This window comes from Curvibacter delicatus NBRC 14919 (genome assembly GCF_001592265.1).
GTDB lineage: Bacteria > Pseudomonadota > Gammaproteobacteria > Burkholderiales > Burkholderiaceae_C > Hylemonella > Hylemonella delicata.
The window spans coordinates 1-14,238 of sequence record NZ_BCWP01000055.1; the positions used below are offsets into that span (position 1 = coordinate 1).

12 protein-coding genes and 1 pseudogene are annotated in these 14,238 nt (G+C 65.6%); 6 read left to right on the plus strand and 7 right to left on the minus strand.

Annotated elements, in window-relative coordinates:
• The first annotated feature begins 120 nt into the window (after positions 1 to 120).
• Positions 121 to 1,023 (plus strand): DMT family transporter, encoded by a 903-nt coding sequence (locus CDE01S_RS16905; protein ID WP_066710388.1) that lies wholly within the window; start codon positions 121 to 123, stop codon positions 1,021 to 1,023.
• 19 nt (positions 1,024 to 1,042) lie between these two features.
• The gene (locus tag CDE01S_RS16910; RefSeq protein ID WP_066710393.1) at positions 1,043 to 2,026 is read left to right on the plus strand and encodes a Bug family tripartite tricarboxylate transporter substrate binding protein; all 984 of its coding nucleotides are present in this window, start codon (positions 1,043 to 1,045) and stop codon (positions 2,024 to 2,026) included.
• Positions 2,027 to 2,042: 16 nt separating this feature from the next.
• Here the strand turns inward: CDE01S_RS16910 and CDE01S_RS16915 are convergent, their stop codons facing one another.
• From CDE01S_RS16915 to CDE01S_RS16925, 3 genes are all read right to left on the minus strand, one after another.
• Entirely contained in the window at positions 2,043 to 3,038 is a 996-nt protein-coding gene (locus tag CDE01S_RS16915) for a tripartite tricarboxylate transporter substrate binding protein (protein WP_066710396.1), read from the minus strand.
• Between the two features lie 157 nt (positions 3,039 to 3,195).
• A complete protein-coding gene (locus tag CDE01S_RS16920; protein WP_066710399.1) occupies positions 3,196 to 4,443 on the minus strand; it encodes a CaiB/BaiF CoA transferase family protein in 1,248 nt (415 codons plus the stop codon).
• A 141-nt stretch (positions 4,444 to 4,584) separates the two neighbouring features.
• Positions 4,585 to 5,781 (minus strand): acyl-CoA dehydrogenase, encoded by a 1,197-nt coding sequence (locus CDE01S_RS16925; RefSeq protein WP_066710402.1) that lies wholly within the window; start codon positions 5,779 to 5,781, stop codon positions 4,585 to 4,587.
• A 180-nt stretch (positions 5,782 to 5,961) separates the two neighbouring features.
• Between CDE01S_RS16925 and CDE01S_RS16930 the strand changes: the two genes are divergently transcribed.
• Positions 5,962 to 6,861: a LysR substrate-binding domain-containing protein gene (locus CDE01S_RS16930; protein WP_066710420.1), complete on the plus strand. Its 900-nt coding sequence runs from the start codon at positions 5,962 to 5,964 to the stop codon at positions 6,859 to 6,861.
• Between the two features lie 69 nt (positions 6,862 to 6,930).
• On the opposite strand, the gene CDE01S_RS16935 is transcribed toward CDE01S_RS16930, so the two are convergent.
• On the minus strand, positions 6,931 to 9,036 hold the full coding sequence (locus CDE01S_RS16935) for an acetoacetate--CoA ligase (protein ID WP_245636207.1): 2,106 nt from the start codon (positions 9,034 to 9,036) through the stop codon (positions 6,931 to 6,933).
• A gap of 122 nt (positions 9,037 to 9,158) precedes the next feature.
• On the opposite strand from CDE01S_RS16935, the gene CDE01S_RS16940 reads away from it, so the two are divergent.
• Together CDE01S_RS16940 and CDE01S_RS16945 are read left to right on the plus strand one after the other, a co-directional pair.
• A complete protein-coding gene (locus tag CDE01S_RS16940) occupies positions 9,159 to 9,767 on the plus strand; it encodes a TetR/AcrR family transcriptional regulator (protein WP_066710408.1) in 609 nt (202 codons plus the stop codon).
• 224 nt (positions 9,768 to 9,991) lie between these two features.
• Positions 9,992 to 10,876 (plus strand): alpha/beta fold hydrolase, encoded by an 885-nt coding sequence (locus tag CDE01S_RS16945; RefSeq protein WP_066710411.1) that lies wholly within the window; start codon positions 9,992 to 9,994, stop codon positions 10,874 to 10,876.
• A gap of 30 nt (positions 10,877 to 10,906) precedes the next feature.
• Here the strand turns inward: CDE01S_RS16945 and upp are convergent, their stop codons facing one another.
• Positions 10,907 to 11,560, minus strand: a complete 654-nt coding sequence (gene upp / locus CDE01S_RS16950) for a uracil phosphoribosyltransferase (protein WP_066710413.1) — start codon at positions 11,558 to 11,560, stop codon at positions 10,907 to 10,909.
• A gap of 127 nt (positions 11,561 to 11,687) precedes the next feature.
• Between upp and CDE01S_RS16955 the strand changes: the two genes are divergently transcribed.
• Positions 11,688 to 12,974 carry a solute carrier family 23 protein gene (locus tag CDE01S_RS16955; RefSeq protein WP_066710416.1) on the plus strand — a complete coding sequence of 429 codons (1,287 nt, stop codon included), beginning with the start codon at positions 11,688 to 11,690 and terminating at the stop codon, positions 12,972 to 12,974.
• A 68-nt stretch (positions 12,975 to 13,042) separates the two neighbouring features.
• On the opposite strand, the pseudogene CDE01S_RS18330 reads toward CDE01S_RS16955, so the two are convergent.
• Positions 13,043 to 13,174: pseudogene (locus CDE01S_RS18330) on the minus strand (cob(I)yrinic acid a,c-diamide adenosyltransferase); the annotation flags it as partial.
• Positions 13,175 to 13,194: 20 nt separating this feature from the next.
• Positions 13,195 to 14,238: hypothetical protein (locus CDE01S_RS18725; protein ID WP_218016537.1), on the minus strand; the 1,044-nt coding region annotated here is incomplete at its 5' end.

Genomic DNA, 14,238 nt, shown 5'->3' on the forward strand with positions numbered 1-14,238 from the left:
GTGTCCCTACGCCACCCCCCTTGCAGGGGGCAACGCCAGTGGCCCGGCGAAGCCGGTTCCACGGCGTTTCTGGGTTGGACAGCCTCATTCATGCGTCTCTCGCTCCGGCATCTGACTGACATGAATCAGCCAGTACGCAAGGAGCATCTCGACGGGGTCGCCGCAGCCGTTCTGCTGGCCTGCTGCCTGTTCTGGGGCTTCCAGCAGGTGCTGGTGAAGGCCACGCTGCCCGAGTTGCCGCCGGTGTTCCAGGCCGGTGTGCGCTTTGTGGGGGCCACGCTGCTGCTGGCCCTGTGGTGCCGCCGGCGCGACGTGCCCCTGCTGGCACGGGATGGCACGCTCTGGCCCGGGCTGCTGGCGGGTGCGCTGTTTGCCGGCGAGTTCGCCTGCATCTACATCGGCCTGCAACACACCTCCGCCTCGCGCCTGACGGTGTTTCTCTACACCTCGCCCTTCTGGGTCGCTCTGCTGTTGCCGCTGCTGGTGCGCGTTGAACGGCTGCGGCCGCTGCAATGGCTGGGGCTGTTGCTGGCGTTCTGCGCCCTGGTGTTCGCCATGCGCGAGAGTTTTGTCACACCGGCCTCGGAGGGCCAGTTGCTGGGTGATGCGCTGGCACTGATCGCCGGCCTGGCCTGGGGACTGACCACCGTCACCATCCGTGCCAGCACCCTGGCCCGCGCCTCGGCCGAGAAGCTGCTGTTTTACCAGGTGGGCGTCAGCGCGGTCACGCTGCCGCTGCTGTCGCTCGCACTGGGCGAGCACTGGCCCTGGCAGTTCAGCGCCTTCGCTGCCACCTCACTCGCACTGCAGACGGTGGTGGGCGCTTTTGCCAGCTACCTGGCGTGGATGTGGATGCTGGGCCGCTACCCGGCCACCAGGATCTCGGTCTTCGTCTTCCTGACCCCGATGTTCGCACTGCTGTTCGGCGCGCTCTGGCTGCATGAGCCGCTCACCCCCAGCCTGCTCACCGCACTGGCTCTGGTGGCCATCGGTATCGTGCTGGTCAACCGCAAGGCCGGCTGAAGCCGGCAGGAGATCCCCCATGAACACACCTCTGTTCACCCGCCGCCAGTGGCTGGGTGGCGCTGCCGCGCTCGCCGCGCCCTCGCTGGTCCAGGCTCAGGCCTGGCCGAGCAAGCCGCTGCGCCTGGTCGTGCCCTTTGCACCCGGCGGCAGCTCTGAGATCGTGGCGCGTGCGGTCGCGGCCGAAATGGGCAAGACCCTGGGCCAGAACGTGTTCGTGGACAACAAACCCGGTGCCGCTGGCAACATTGCGATGCAGGAGGTGGCCCACTCGACCGACGGCCACACCCTGGTGCTGGGCCACATCGGCACGCTGGCGGTGAACCCCTACATTTTCCCTTCGCTGCCCTACCATCCGACACGCGACTTTGCACCCGTCACCCTGCTATCCAAGGTACCCAGCCTGTACGTGGTGCACCCGGACCTGCCGGTACGCACCCTGCCGGAGTTCATCGCCTATGCCAAGGCGCGGCCCGGCCAGTTGAACTACGGCTCGGCCGGCAACGGCAGTGCCGGGCATCTGGCCTTTGAATACCTGAAGATGGCCTCCGGCGCCTTCGTGCTGCATGTGCCCTACCGCGGCACCGGCCCGATGATGACCGACCTGCTGGCCGGCCGCCTGCACGCGGCCGCTGTGGGCGCGCCGGCCCTGCTGCCGTTCATCAAGGCCGGCAAGTTGCGCTGCATCGCCACCGGTACCACGCAGCGCCTGCCGCAGCTGCCCGATGTGGGCACGGTGGCGGAAGCCGGCTACAAGGGTTTCGAGATGACGCAGTGGTACGGCCTGCTGGCCCCGTCAAGCTGGCCGAAAGCCAATCTGGCCAGGCTGGAGCAGGAGGCCGTGCGCGCCGCCCGCAGCACGCTGGTGAAGGACAAGCTGGCGGCCGACACGGCACTGGCCGTGGGCAACAGCAGCACCGAGTTCGCGGCCTTCATCCAGAGCGAGCAGGCGCGCTGGAAGCCGGTGATCGAGCGCGCCCGCATCCGGCCCGAAGGGGTCTGATGCCGCGGTCCCAGGCTCAGATCTTGCCGGCGGCCTTGAGGCGGTCGATGGTGGCCTTCTCGGCGGCAAAGGTGCGTGCCGCATAGGCCGTGTACTCGGCCGTGTCCATGTAGATCACCGGCTGGTAGAACTTGTCCAGCGTGTCGAGCACGCGCTGGTCGTCCAGCGTCTTCTTGAAGGCGTCGTGGATCACCTTCACCAGCGCCGGATCCATGTTCTTCGGGCCGCCAATGCCAAAGGGCGATTCGGTCACCGTGTCCCAGCCGCTTTCCTTGACCGTGGGCACGTCAGGAAAGGCCTTGTTGCGCTTGCTGCCCAGCGTGGCCAGCAGATTGAGCTTGCCGGCCTTCACGTGCGGCGCAAATTCGGTGGTCCCGCTCATGAGCGGGATGTGGCCGCCCAGGATGGCCTGCATGATCTCGGCCGAGCCCTTGTAGGGGATGTCCTGCAGCGTGATGCCGGCCTTGGCCGCGAACTCCTCGATGGCCAGGTGCGGCGTGGTGCCGGTGCCGGTGTGGCCGTAGGCCACCTTGCCTGGGTTGGCACGGGCGTAGGCCACCATCTCCTTCAGCGTCTTGTACGGCGCATCGGGGCGCGCGGCCAGGCCGAAGGTGTAGCCGGTCAGGCAGACGATGTGCGTGATGTCCTTCACCGGGTCGAAGGACGTCTTCTGCATGTGCGGGATGCGGTAGATGCCCAGCGGCAACTGCGTCAGCAAGTAGCCGTCCGGCTTGGCATTCACCATGGCCGCGGCGCCCAAGGTGCCGCCGGCCCCCGGCTTGTTCTCAACGATCACCGTACCGCCCAGCGCACGGCCAGCGCTCTCGGCGAAGGCGCGCATCACGGCATCGCTGCTGCCGCCGGTCGGCCAGGGCGCGATCAGCGTGATGGGGCGGTTCGGGTACTTGTCCTGCGCCAGGGCCCAGGGACTGACAATGGCCGGCGCAGCCAGGGTGGCAGCGCGGGTCAGCAGCTGGCGGCGGGTCACGTCACGGGAAGCGGGCTTTTTCATAGGTGTCTCCTGAGTCTGGTCTACCGACGTCGCTAGCACGTCGGGTAATCAGATTCGATGGTGGCAGACACCTTCGCATGAAACAGGTCACCTGCGTGACCCAGAGACCCCCGTGAATTCCCTAGGGCGGCCTTCACCAGGCCGCCCCGGCACCGGCTTACACCACGCCGGCCTGATGCAAGGCGGTTATGCGTGCCGCGTCCAGCCCCAGTTCGGCCAGCACCTCGTCGGTGTGTTCGCCCAAGGCAGGCGGCGCCCGGCGCAGCACTGGCGGCGTGGCCTGCAGCCGCAGCGGGCTGGCCACACTTGCTATTGAATTGATAGCTGTTTGCGCTTGTGCAACGGGGCTGCAGGCTTGATTCAGCACCAAACCGCGGGCCTGGACCTGGGCATCGGCAAAACCCTGGCCGATGTCGTTGATCGGGCCGCAGGGCACCGCCTTGTCTTCCAGCAGCGCCACCCATTCGGCCGTGCTGCGCGTGCGCGTGACCTCTTCCATCAGCGGCACCAGCAGCTCGCGGTGCATGACGCGCTGCGTGTTGGTGGCAAAGCGCACATCCGCCACCCATTCGGGCCGCCCGGCTGCCGCGCAGAAGCGCGCAAACTGGCCGTCGTTGCCGATGGCCAGCAGCATGGCGCCATCCTTCGTGGGAAAGTCCTGGTACGGCACCAGGCTCGGGTGGCTGTTGCCCTGGCGTTGCGGCACACGGCCGGTGTTGAGGAAACCGCCGGCCTGGTTGGCCAGAATGGCCATGCCGACGTCGAGCAATGCCATGTCAATTTGCTGGCCTTCGCCGGTGCGATGCCGCACTTCGAGCGCAGCCAGGATGGCGGTGGCGGCATACACGCCGGTGAAGAGGTCGGTCAGCGCCACGCCCACGCGCTGCGGGCCACCACCGGGCACGTTGTCCGGGCGGCCGGTGATGCTCATCATGCCGCTCATGGCCTGGATCATCAGGTCGTAGCCGGCACGCTCGGCGTACGGCCCATCCTGGCCGAAGCCGGTGACCGAGCAGTAGATCAGGCGCGGGTTGACCGCCTTCAGGCTCGCGTAGTCCAGCCCATAGTGCGCCAGGCCGCCAACCTTGAAGTTCTCCACCAGCACATCGCTCTGTGCCGCCATCTGCTTGATCAATGCCTGGCCTTCCGGCTTGGCCAGGTCGACCGTGATCGAGCGCTTGTTGCGGTTGGCGCAGGTGTAGTAGGCCGCATGCTCGGTGTCGTTACCCTGCGCATCCTTCAGGAAGGGTGGCCCCCAGTGACGCGTGTCGTCACCGGCGCCAGGGCGTTCGACCTTGACCACGTCCGCGCCGAGGTCGGCCAGGATCTGCGTGCACCACGGACCGGCCAGCACGCGGGAGAGATCGAGCACCTTGATGTGCGGGAGGGCAGCTGCTTGATTCATTTCAGTTCTCCGTCATCCTGCGCGCGTAACGCTTCAAGGCCGCGCAGCTGGCCGTCGTTCCAAGGCTCCCGCGGAGCTGGCTTTGCCAGTCCGCCGGGAGCGCCCCCTTGAGGGGGAGGCGCGAAGCGTCTCGGGGGTGCTTCAATTCGCAAATGCCGCAATACCGGTCTGCGCACGACCCAGGATCAGGGCGTGGATGTCGTGCGTGCCTTCATAGGTATTCACCACCTCCAGGTTCACCAGGTGACGCGCCACGCCGAACTCGTCGGAAATGCCGTTGCCGCCCATCATGTCGCGCGCCAGCCGCGCCACGTCCAGCGCCTTGCCGCAGGAGTTGCGCTTGAGGATGGAGGTGATCTCCACCGCAGCGGTGCCCTCGTCCTTCATACGACCCAGGCGCAGGCAGCCCAGCAGGCCGAGCGAGATTTCGGTCTGCATGTCGGCCAGCTTCTTCTGGATCAGCTGGTTGGCCGCCAGGGGGCGACCGAACTGCTTGCGGTCCAGCACGTACTGGCGGGCACGGAACCAGCAATCCTCGGCCGCGCCCAGCGCGCCCCAGGCAATGCCGTAACGCGCCGAGTTCAGGCAGGTGAAGGGGCCCTTGAGACCCTGCACCTCGGGGAAGGCGTTCTCTTCCGGCACGAAGACGTCGTCCATCACGATCTCACCGGTGATGGAGGCCTTCAGGCCCACCTTGCCGTGCACGGCCGGTGCGGAGAGACCCTTCATGCCTTTTTCCAGCACGAACCCGCGGATCGGGCCCTGGGCGCCGCCCTCGCTGACCTCACGCGCCCAGACCACGAACACGTCGGCAATCGGGCTGTTGGAGATCCACATCTTGTTGCCCTTGAGGCGGTAGCCGCCGGCCGTCTTGTAGGCACGCGTGGCCATGGAGTTGGGGTCGGAGCCGTGGTCGGGCTCGGTCAGGCCGAAACAACCGATCCACTCGCCGCGGGCGAGTTTGGGCAGGTACTTCTGCTTCTGCGCCTCGGTGCCGAATTCGAAGATCGGGACCATCACGAGGGACGACTGCACGCTCATCATGGAGCGGTAGCCGGAATCGACGCGCTCCACCTCGCGGGCGATCAGGCCGTAGGCCACGTAGTTCAGGCCGGGGCCGCCGTACTGTTCGGGAATGGTGGGGCCCAGCAGGCCGAGCTCACCCATCTCGCGGAAGATGGCCGGGTCGGTCTTCTCGTTGCGGAAGGCTTCGGGCATGCGAGTAGCCAGCTTGTCCTGGCAGTAGGCGGCAGCGGCATCGCGCACCATGCGCTCGTCATCGCTGAGCTGCTGGTCGAGCAAAAAGGGATCGTTCCATTGAAAAGCGGCGTTGGCCATACGGGTTCTCCAAAAAGTTGACGCCATGGTACGGGTCATTCACGCACAGGGCAAACGACAAATTTGCACCCAGATATGAAATTTTGGCATGTATCAATTGCACCGGATTGGCCTAACCCCTTCATGTTTCCTCTGGAAACAACAGCCTCTCACGCGTGAGTTGTGTATATTCAGCACACCATGCGCCGCAAAATCCCCTCGCTGCAAGCCCTGGCCTGTTTTGATGCCGCGGCCCGTCATGAAAGCTACACACGCGCGGCGCAGGAACTGGCACTGACGCAAAGTGCGGTGTCGCGCCAGATCGGCGCGCTGGAGGAGTTTCTCGGCCTTGCGCTGTTCCGGCGCACCCGCCATGGCGTGGCGCTCACACCCAGCGGCGCCGATTACGCGCGCCAGATCGCCCCCCGCCTGCAGGCCCTGGAACGCGACACGCTGGAAGCCATGTCGCGCCAGGGCACGGCCGGTGCGATTGCGCTAGCGGCCGTGCCAACCTTCGCCACGCGCTGGCTGCTCCCGCGCCTGCCGCACCTGGCCACGCAGCACCCGGAGCTGGTGGTGCACATCGAAACCCGTACCCGCCCCTTCCTCTTTGCCGACACCGGTTTTGACGCCGCGCTCTATTCCGGCACGCCCGAGCAAGTGGCCAACTGGGCCGGCACGCGCGCACTGCCGCTGATTGAAGAAGAGGTGGTGCCGGTCTGCGCGCCCGCCTTGCTGAGGGGGCGTAAACGTCTGCAGCCCGCCGACCTGGCGCAGCTGCCGCTGCTGCAGCAAAGCACCCGGCCCGAGGCCTGGCGACAATGGTTCGAGGCCATGGCCGTGAACGCGCCGTTTGCCCTGTCCGGGCCGCGCTACGAGCTGTATTCCATGACCGCCGCCGCCGCCGCCCACGGCCTGGGGCTGGCGCTGGTGCCGCGCCTTCTGATCGAGCCGGAGCTGGCCCGCGGCGAATTGGTTGTGGCCTGCCCCAAGCCGCTGAAGAGCGGCCGCGCCTACTACCTGGTCACGCCCGAACGCGGCGAGCCACGGCCGGCGCTGGCGGCGTTTGCGGCTTGGCTGCAGCGCCTGGCCGCCCGCTAAGACCGCCAACGTTACCGCATGCTGACGGCCGTACAGGCGAACGGCCCTCGTGCGGCAGTGGCCGCCGGTTCAGCCGTGCTGCGTCAGCCGCCGCTGGGCGAAGTCCACATACCAGTCCAGGCACGCGGCATTGGCCATGGCGTCCTTGTTCACCACTTTCTCGATCGGCTGGCCCAGCAGCAGCTTCTTGATCGGCAGCTCCTGCTTCTTGCCGGTGAGGGTGCGCGGGATCTCGGTCACCTGGAAAATCTCGTTGGGCACGAAACGCGGCGACAGCGCGGTCTTGATGGCGTCGTTGATGCGCGCTTTCATCGCGGCATCGAGCGTATGGCCTTCGCGCAGCACGACGAACAGCGGCATGTAGCTCTCGCGTCCCAGGTATTCGAGGTCCACCACCATCGAGTCCAGCACCTCGGGCAGGCCTTCGACTGCGCTGTAGAGCTCGCTGGTGCCCATGCGCAGGCCGTGGCGGTTGATGGTGGCATCGCTGCGGCCGTAGATGATGCAGCCGCCTTGTGGCGTGATCTTGAGCCAGTCGCCATGGCGCCAGACCGGCCCCATGGCGGCCGGGCCATCGCCACCACCGGGCAGGCGGCCGTGACCGGCCGGGTACATGTCGAAGTAACTGCCCAGATAGCGTACGTTGTCCTTGTCGTTCCAGAAGTACAGCGGCATGCTCGGGATCGGCTGTGAGCAGACCAGCTCGCCCACCGCATCCATCACCGGCTGACCCTGCTCGTTCCAGGCCTCGACCGCACAGCCGAGCAGGCGGCACTGCATCTGGCCCGGTACCTGCGGCAGCTCGCGGTTGCCGCCGATGAAAGCACCGGCAAAGTCGGTGCCGCCGGAAATATTGCACCACCAGATGTCGGGCGCGCCCATCTTGGCAAACTGCGCCGTGCCCCACGCCTGCGCCTCCTCGCTCAATGGTGAGCCGGTCGTACCCAAAGCCCGCACTTGGCGCAGGCCATCGATCTTTGAGAGGTCAATGCCGGCCTTCAGGCAGTTGGCAAAAAACGCTGCGCCGGCACCGAAGAAGGTCGCCCCCACCGCCGCCGCAAAGCGCCACAGGGTGGTCCAGTCGGGCGCGATCTTGTTGCCGGTAGCGTCCACTGTGCTGCCGCCCGGGCTGCCGTCGAACAGGCAACAGGTGGTGCCGTTGAGCAGACCGCTCATCTGCGCGTTCCACATCACCCAGCCGGTGGAGCTGTACCAGTGAAAGCGCTCACCGAAGCTGTTGGGCGCGTAGCTGCAGCCCACATCGTTGTGCAGCCCCTTGAGCGCCAGCGCCACCAGCAGGGTGCCGCCATGGCCGTGCACGATGGGCTTGGGCAGGCCGGTGGTGCCGCTGGAGTAGACGATCCACAGCGGATGGTCGAACGGCAGCCAGAGCGGCTGGAATGCGACCACCTCAGCATCATTTCGGGCCGTAGCCTCCGTAAATACGTCGGGAGACGCTATGGATTCAGGAGCAATCGGCTCCAACCCTAAATTGTCATGCACGATCACGTGTTGCACGCTCGGCAGCGCGGCGCACAACTCGGCCACCACGTCGCGGCGGTCGAAATCGCGCCCGCCATAGGTCACGCCGTCGCAGGCGATCAGCACCTTGGGCTCGATCTGCTTGAAGCGGTCCAGCACCGCCGCGGTGCCCATGTCGGGCGCGCAGATGCTCCACACCCCGCCCAGGCTCACCACTGCCAGGAAAGCGACCATGGCCTCCGGGATGTTGGGCAGGTAGGCGGCCACGCGGTCACCCGGCTGCAGGCCCTGGGCCTTCAGGTGCAGCGCCAGCGAAGCCACCTGGCGGCGCAGCTCGGGCCAGCTCAGCTCGCGTGCCGGCAGACCGCCGGCCAGGCTTTTCTCGTTGTGGCTGACCAACGCCGGAAAACCGGCCGCATGCGCCGCCTCGACATGGCGGAACACCTGCTGCACGTAGTTGACTTGCGCGCCCGGAAACCAGCGCGCGCCCGGCATCCGGTTCTCGGCCAGCGCGGCCGTGTGCGGGGTGGGTGACTGCAGATCGTAGTAGTCCCAGATGCTCTGCCAGAAGGAATTCAGGTCCGTGGTCGACCAGCGCCACAAGTCTTCGTAACGCTCGAATGACAGGCCGCGCTGCTCGCGCAGCCAGTGCTGGTACAGGCGGATCTGGGGAAGGTAGGGGGCAGTCGTCATGCGGGCCATCATGGCATGAACTCCCCGCCGTCCACAGCCGCGTCGGGGACAAAGCACCTCCGGATTTACCCCGAGACAGAACAGGGATTTTCAATTTCGGACACTTGTGCTAAATTTGCCTCATGAACCTCGATGCCAAAACCGCCAAGAGCGAAATGACGCGCGCCGCCATCGTCGGTGCCGCGCTCGACCTCGCCGCCGCCGAGGGGCTGGAAGCCCTCACGCTGCAGGCGGTGGCGGATCGCATCGGCCTCTCCAAGAGCGGCGTGTTCTCGCGTGTCGGCTCACGTGAAGCGCTGCAAAAGGCGGTGATCGAGGAGTTCGGCCGGCGTTTCCTGGCTGACGTGTTCGTGCCTGCCATGCAGAAACCCAAGGGACTGCCGCGGCTGGACGAGATCGTGCGCCGCTGGATCGCCCGCATGCGCGATGTCGAAGTGCACAGCGGCTGCATCTACACCGCCGGCGCGTTCGAACTGGACGACCGCGAAGGCGAGTTGCGCGATGTGCTGTTCCAGGAAATTTCGCGCTGGCGCGCCGCCCTGCGCCGCACCGTGCTGCAGGCCATCGAGGCCGGCCACCTGAAACCTGACACCGTGCCCGAGCAACTGGTTGGTGAGATCTACGGCATCTCGATCGGCCTGCTGCACGACGCCCGCTTCCTGCGCGACCCGACGGCCGCCGAGCGTGCCACCGCCACCTGGCAGCGTCTGCTGCAGAGCTACCAGGCTTAACTTACCCGCCAACCCGCTCTCCCTGATGTTGACCTTATCTGCCTGCTCACCCACATTTCGCACGATCGTGCGAAGAAAGGAACTGCCATGTGGATCGTCTTTTCCGGCCTTGGCCTGTACCTGCTGGTCCGCGGCGTGATCGCCGCCTTCGCGTCGCTGCGCAACCTGCCGCGCAACAACAGCGACTGGATCTACTACTGACACCCTCTGTCCAGGAGTTCGCCATGACACACCCTGCCCCCCAGACCGCGCCCACGCCTTACGGCAACGGCCCCGTCGTCCGCTTGTTCCGCCTGGGCCTGGGCGCCTCACAGCGCCTGTGGCCGGGCCTGGCCGTGCGCGCCGCGCACCGCCTGTTCGGCACGCCGCTGCCGCCGCGCTGGCTGAGCCGCCGGCAACCCTGGCAGGCCGACTGGCAGATCGCGTCCTGGCCGTTCGAACGCGCCAGCCTGACGCTCTACACGCGTGCCATCACCGCCCCAGGCCCCGTGGTGTTGCTGGTGCACGGCTGGGGCGGCCACGCCGGCCAGATGCTGGCGCTGGCGGAAGCGTTGACTGCCCAAGGCCTGCAACCGGTGCTGGTGGAAATGCCGGCGCACGGCCGCAGCGGCGGCGGGGTCAGCAACCTGCCGCAATTCGCGCGTGCCCTGGACTACGTGGCCGGCCGCCTGCGGCAGCAGGGCCACACGCTGCAGGCGGTGGTGGCGCATTCGCTGGGGGCCAATGCGGCGGCCTATGCCGTCAGCCGCGGGCTGGAGGCGCAGCGCCTGGTGCTGCTGGCACCGCCCGCCTCGCCCTATGAATACACCCGCCTGTTTGCGCGCATGTTCAGCCTGAGCGAGACCACCCGCGCCGCCATGCAGCAGCGCATCGAGGCGCGCGAAGGCATCGTGATGCCGCAGTTCGAACCGACGGCGGTAGGACCCCGCGTCCAGGCCCCCACGCTGGTGGTGCACGACCGTGGCGACCGCATCAACCGTTTCGCGGACGGTCTGGCCTACAGCCGCGCCATCAGCGGTGCGCAGCTGATCGCCACCGAAGGCCTGGGCCACGCGAAGATTCTGAAGGAAGCAAGCGTACTGGCCGAGGTGGCGCGCTTCGTCGCCTGACGTTCAACAGCAGACCCGCCGCGGGCTTGCTTACTGCGTGCCGAAGATGCGGTCACCCGCATCGCCCAGGCCGGGCAGGATGTAGCCGTGGTCGTTCAGCTCGCGGTCAATGGCCGCGGTGTAGACCGGCACATCCGGGTGTTCCTTGTACAGGGTGTTGATGCCTTCCGGGCAGGTCAGCAGACACAGGAACTTGATGGACTTCGGCTTGCATTGCTTCAGGCGCGTCACGGCGGCCGCGGCCGAGTTGCCGGTGGCCAGCATGGGGTCGACCACCACAATGTCGCGCTCCTCCATGTTCTTGGGCATCTTGAAGTAGTACTCCACCGCCTGCAGGGTTTCGGGGTCGCGGTACAGGCCGACATGGCCGACGCGCGCGCCCGGCACCACCGACAGCACGCCATCCAGAATGCCGTTGCCGGCGCGCAGGATGCTGGCGAACACCAGCTTCTTGCCGTCGATCACCTTGCCGGTCATGGTCTCCAGCGGGGTCTCGATCTGCACGTCCTGCAGCGGCATGTCGCGGCAGACCTCGTAGATCATCAGCGCGGCCAGTTCATTGAGCAAGCGGCGAAAGCTGCTGGTGCTGGCTTCCTTCTTGCGCATCAGAGTCAGCTTGTGCTGCACCAGCGGGTGGTCGATGAGATGGACGTTGGCGCGGGCGGCCGGGTCGATCGGAATCATGGCGCTTACTTTCGCTCGGGATGATGAATGGATAAATATTGGCCCGTATTGTCTCCCGGGTCTGCCCCCTGTGTCTGGCACGGCAAATGCATTAGCATCGCCGCACCTCACAACCCGGAGAAAAACAATGAGCCTGTTCCAATGGACGGAGAAAAGCGCCGATGTGCTGCAGCAAGGCGGCGTGATCGGCCCCGACGAGCGCCTGCCCTGGCCGCAGACCGCTGTCATGGGCGTGCAGCACGTGATCGCCATGTTCGGCGCCACGGTGCTGGCCCCCATCCTGATGGGCTTCGACCCCAACATCGCCATCCTGATGAGCGGCATCGGCACGCTGATCTTCTTCCTCATCACCGGCGGCAAGGTGCCGAGTTACCTGGGCTCGAGCTTCGCCTTCATCGGCGTAGTGATCGCCGCCACCGCCTATGCCGGCAAGGGACCGAACACCAACCTCGGCGTAGCCCTGGGCGGCATCATTGCCTGCGGCGCGGTCTACGTGCTGATCGGCCTGGTGGTGCAGGCCATCGGCACCGGCTGGATCGAGCGCTTCATGCCGCCGGTGGTCACCGGCGCCGTGGTGGCGGTGATCGGCCTGAACCTGGCCGGCATTCCCGTCAAGAACATGGCGGCCAGCAACTTCGACAGCTGGATGCAACTGGTGACCTTCCTCAGCGTCGGCTTGGTGGCGGTGTTCACGCGCGGCATGGTGCAGCGCCTGCTCATCCTGGTGGGCCTGATCGTCGCCAGCGTCATCTACGCCGCCCTCACCAACGGCCTCGGCCTGGGCAAGCCGCTGGACCTGTCGGGCGTCGTCAACGCCGCCTGGTTCGGCTGGCCGTCCTTCACCGCACCGGTGTTTGACCTCACCGCCATGTCGCTGATCGCGCCGGTGGCCATCATCCTGGTGGCCGAGAACCTGGGCCACATCAAAGCCGTGACCGCCATGACCGGCAAAAACCTGGACCCCTACATGGGCCGCGCCTTCATCGGCGACGGCATCGCCACCATGGTCAGCGGCTCGGCCGGCGGCACCGGCGTCACCACCTACGCCGAGAACATCGGTGTCATGGCCGCCACCAAGATCTATTCCACCGCCATCTTTGTTTGCGCCGCCCTGCTGGCCGTGCTGCTGGGCTTTTCACCGAAGTTCGGCGCCGTGATCCAGGCCATCCCGCTGCCGGTGATGGGCGGTGTCTCGATCGTGGTGTTCGGCCTGATCGCCGTCGCCGGCGCCAAGATCTGGGTCGACAACAAGGTGGACTTCAGCGAGAACAAGAACCTGATCGTCGCCGCCATCACACTGGTGCTGGGCACCGGCGACTTCACGCTCAAGTTCGGCCAGTTCGCGCTGGGCGGCATCGGCACCGCGACCTTCGGCGCCATCCTGCTGTATGCGCTGCTGAACCGTCGCCGCTGATTTACTATCAAATCAATAGCTGCTCGCGCCCGTCAGGTCTGCCCTGACGGGCGTTTTTGTTTGCAATGTCAATCGGCAGCAGCTTGCGACAGCCGCTCGCTCTTCCAGTACACATCGTCTCCGCCATTCATGCGGTTGAGCACGCGCGCCAACACGAACATCAGATCGCTCAGCCGGTTGAGGTACTGGCGCGGCGCAGTATCCACGGCACCGCTGGCCGCTAATCTTCTCGGCGTTTGGTCAAGCCAGAGACCACAGCCACCAATAACAAACTGGCAACCCAGCCGAAAATAATTTCGAGCCAGAGCACACCGCGAACTAAGTGCTTCAAGGTCCAGTGACGCCCGAGCTCTTCCCACCAAACCACCTTTGGTGTCGGAATTAACGGCGCCCAATCGCTCTCTTGTTGCAAATTGACCAAGGGAAGAATGACGTCCAGGGAATAGGTCAATGGGCTAAAGCCGGTGTATTCCTCAGGTAAGGTTTCGCATAAATACCAATTGCTCTGGCAATTCGCGTATTTGGAGTTTTGGAACACCAAGGGATTGCTCGGCCCCATCACCCCTTGCAATGCCGCATACCAATACACCACCGCGCAGAAAAGCCACACGGCAAACATCCATGTTGCCAGTCGCAAGGGCCTGTAGCCGTAGCCGATAAGCACATAAAAAAGCCAATGAAAGCCAAGCGAAGTGTACAAGTAGCACCAACGTCGCACGACACCCCAATGCTGTGGTGCTTGTCCAATCAGGTTGGCCCGTCGCAAACGATGTTCAAAAGCAATGGCCACTTGCCTAGCACCCTCCGCGTGGCCCATGTCGTGCAACACCTTCTGCAACTGGCGCCAGGGTTGCGGCCTGAAATCGTCGCCTTGGCCATCTTTTCCGCTATGTCGAACGCACTGCCTATCCAACCAAACTTCTCTGGATTGGGCATCGGTGTCCGCCCCACCCCCGATGCGTACATACGTGAATCCATCCAGCACCACACCCTCACCCCAAGCCTCCAAGTCGTCTGCCAAGATGGAAACAGATGCTCCCGTCAGATTCACGTGTTGCACAGGCGCAAGCAGACGGCGGAAGAAGAAAGCACCTCTCACACTTGCACGCTCCAGCGACAAGGCATGTCCTCCCTTGCCATCGAACTCAGCCTTGGAGCAGTCAACATCCCCATCAATCTGCGCGCCCACCAAGCGCACCTCCCCTGAGGCCTTGAACCCATCGCGCAGAAACACATCGCCCGCCACTTTTGCCCCATCCATGGA

Coding starts and splice junctions, on each gene's coding strand:
- CDE01S_RS16905 (WP_066710388.1), top strand. CDS start 121: ATGAATCAGCCAGTACGCAAGGAGCATCTCGACGGGGTCGCCGCAGCC.
- CDE01S_RS16910 (WP_066710393.1), top strand. CDS start 1,043: ATGAACACACCTCTGTTCACCCGCCGCCAGTGGCTGGGTGGCGCTGCC.
- CDE01S_RS16915 (WP_066710396.1), bottom strand. CDS start 3,038: ATGAAAAAGCCCGCTTCCCGTGACGTGACCCGCCGCCAGCTGCTGACC.
- CDE01S_RS16920 (WP_066710399.1), bottom strand. CDS start 4,443: ATGAATCAAGCAGCTGCCCTCCCGCACATCAAGGTGCTCGATCTCTCC.
- CDE01S_RS16925 (WP_066710402.1), bottom strand. CDS start 5,781: ATGGCCAACGCCGCTTTTCAATGGAACGATCCCTTTTTGCTCGACCAG.
- CDE01S_RS16930 (WP_066710420.1), top strand. CDS start 5,962: ATGCGCCGCAAAATCCCCTCGCTGCAAGCCCTGGCCTGTTTTGATGCC.
- CDE01S_RS16935 (WP_245636207.1), bottom strand. CDS start 9,036: ATGACGACTGCCCCCTACCTTCCCCAGATCCGCCTGTACCAGCACTGG.
- CDE01S_RS16940 (WP_066710408.1), top strand. CDS start 9,159: ATGAACCTCGATGCCAAAACCGCCAAGAGCGAAATGACGCGCGCCGCC.
- CDE01S_RS16945 (WP_066710411.1), top strand. CDS start 9,992: ATGACACACCCTGCCCCCCAGACCGCGCCCACGCCTTACGGCAACGGC.
- upp (WP_066710413.1), bottom strand. CDS start 11,560: ATGATTCCGATCGACCCGGCCGCCCGCGCCAACGTCCATCTCATCGAC.
- CDE01S_RS16955 (WP_066710416.1), top strand. CDS start 11,688: ATGAGCCTGTTCCAATGGACGGAGAAAAGCGCCGATGTGCTGCAGCAA.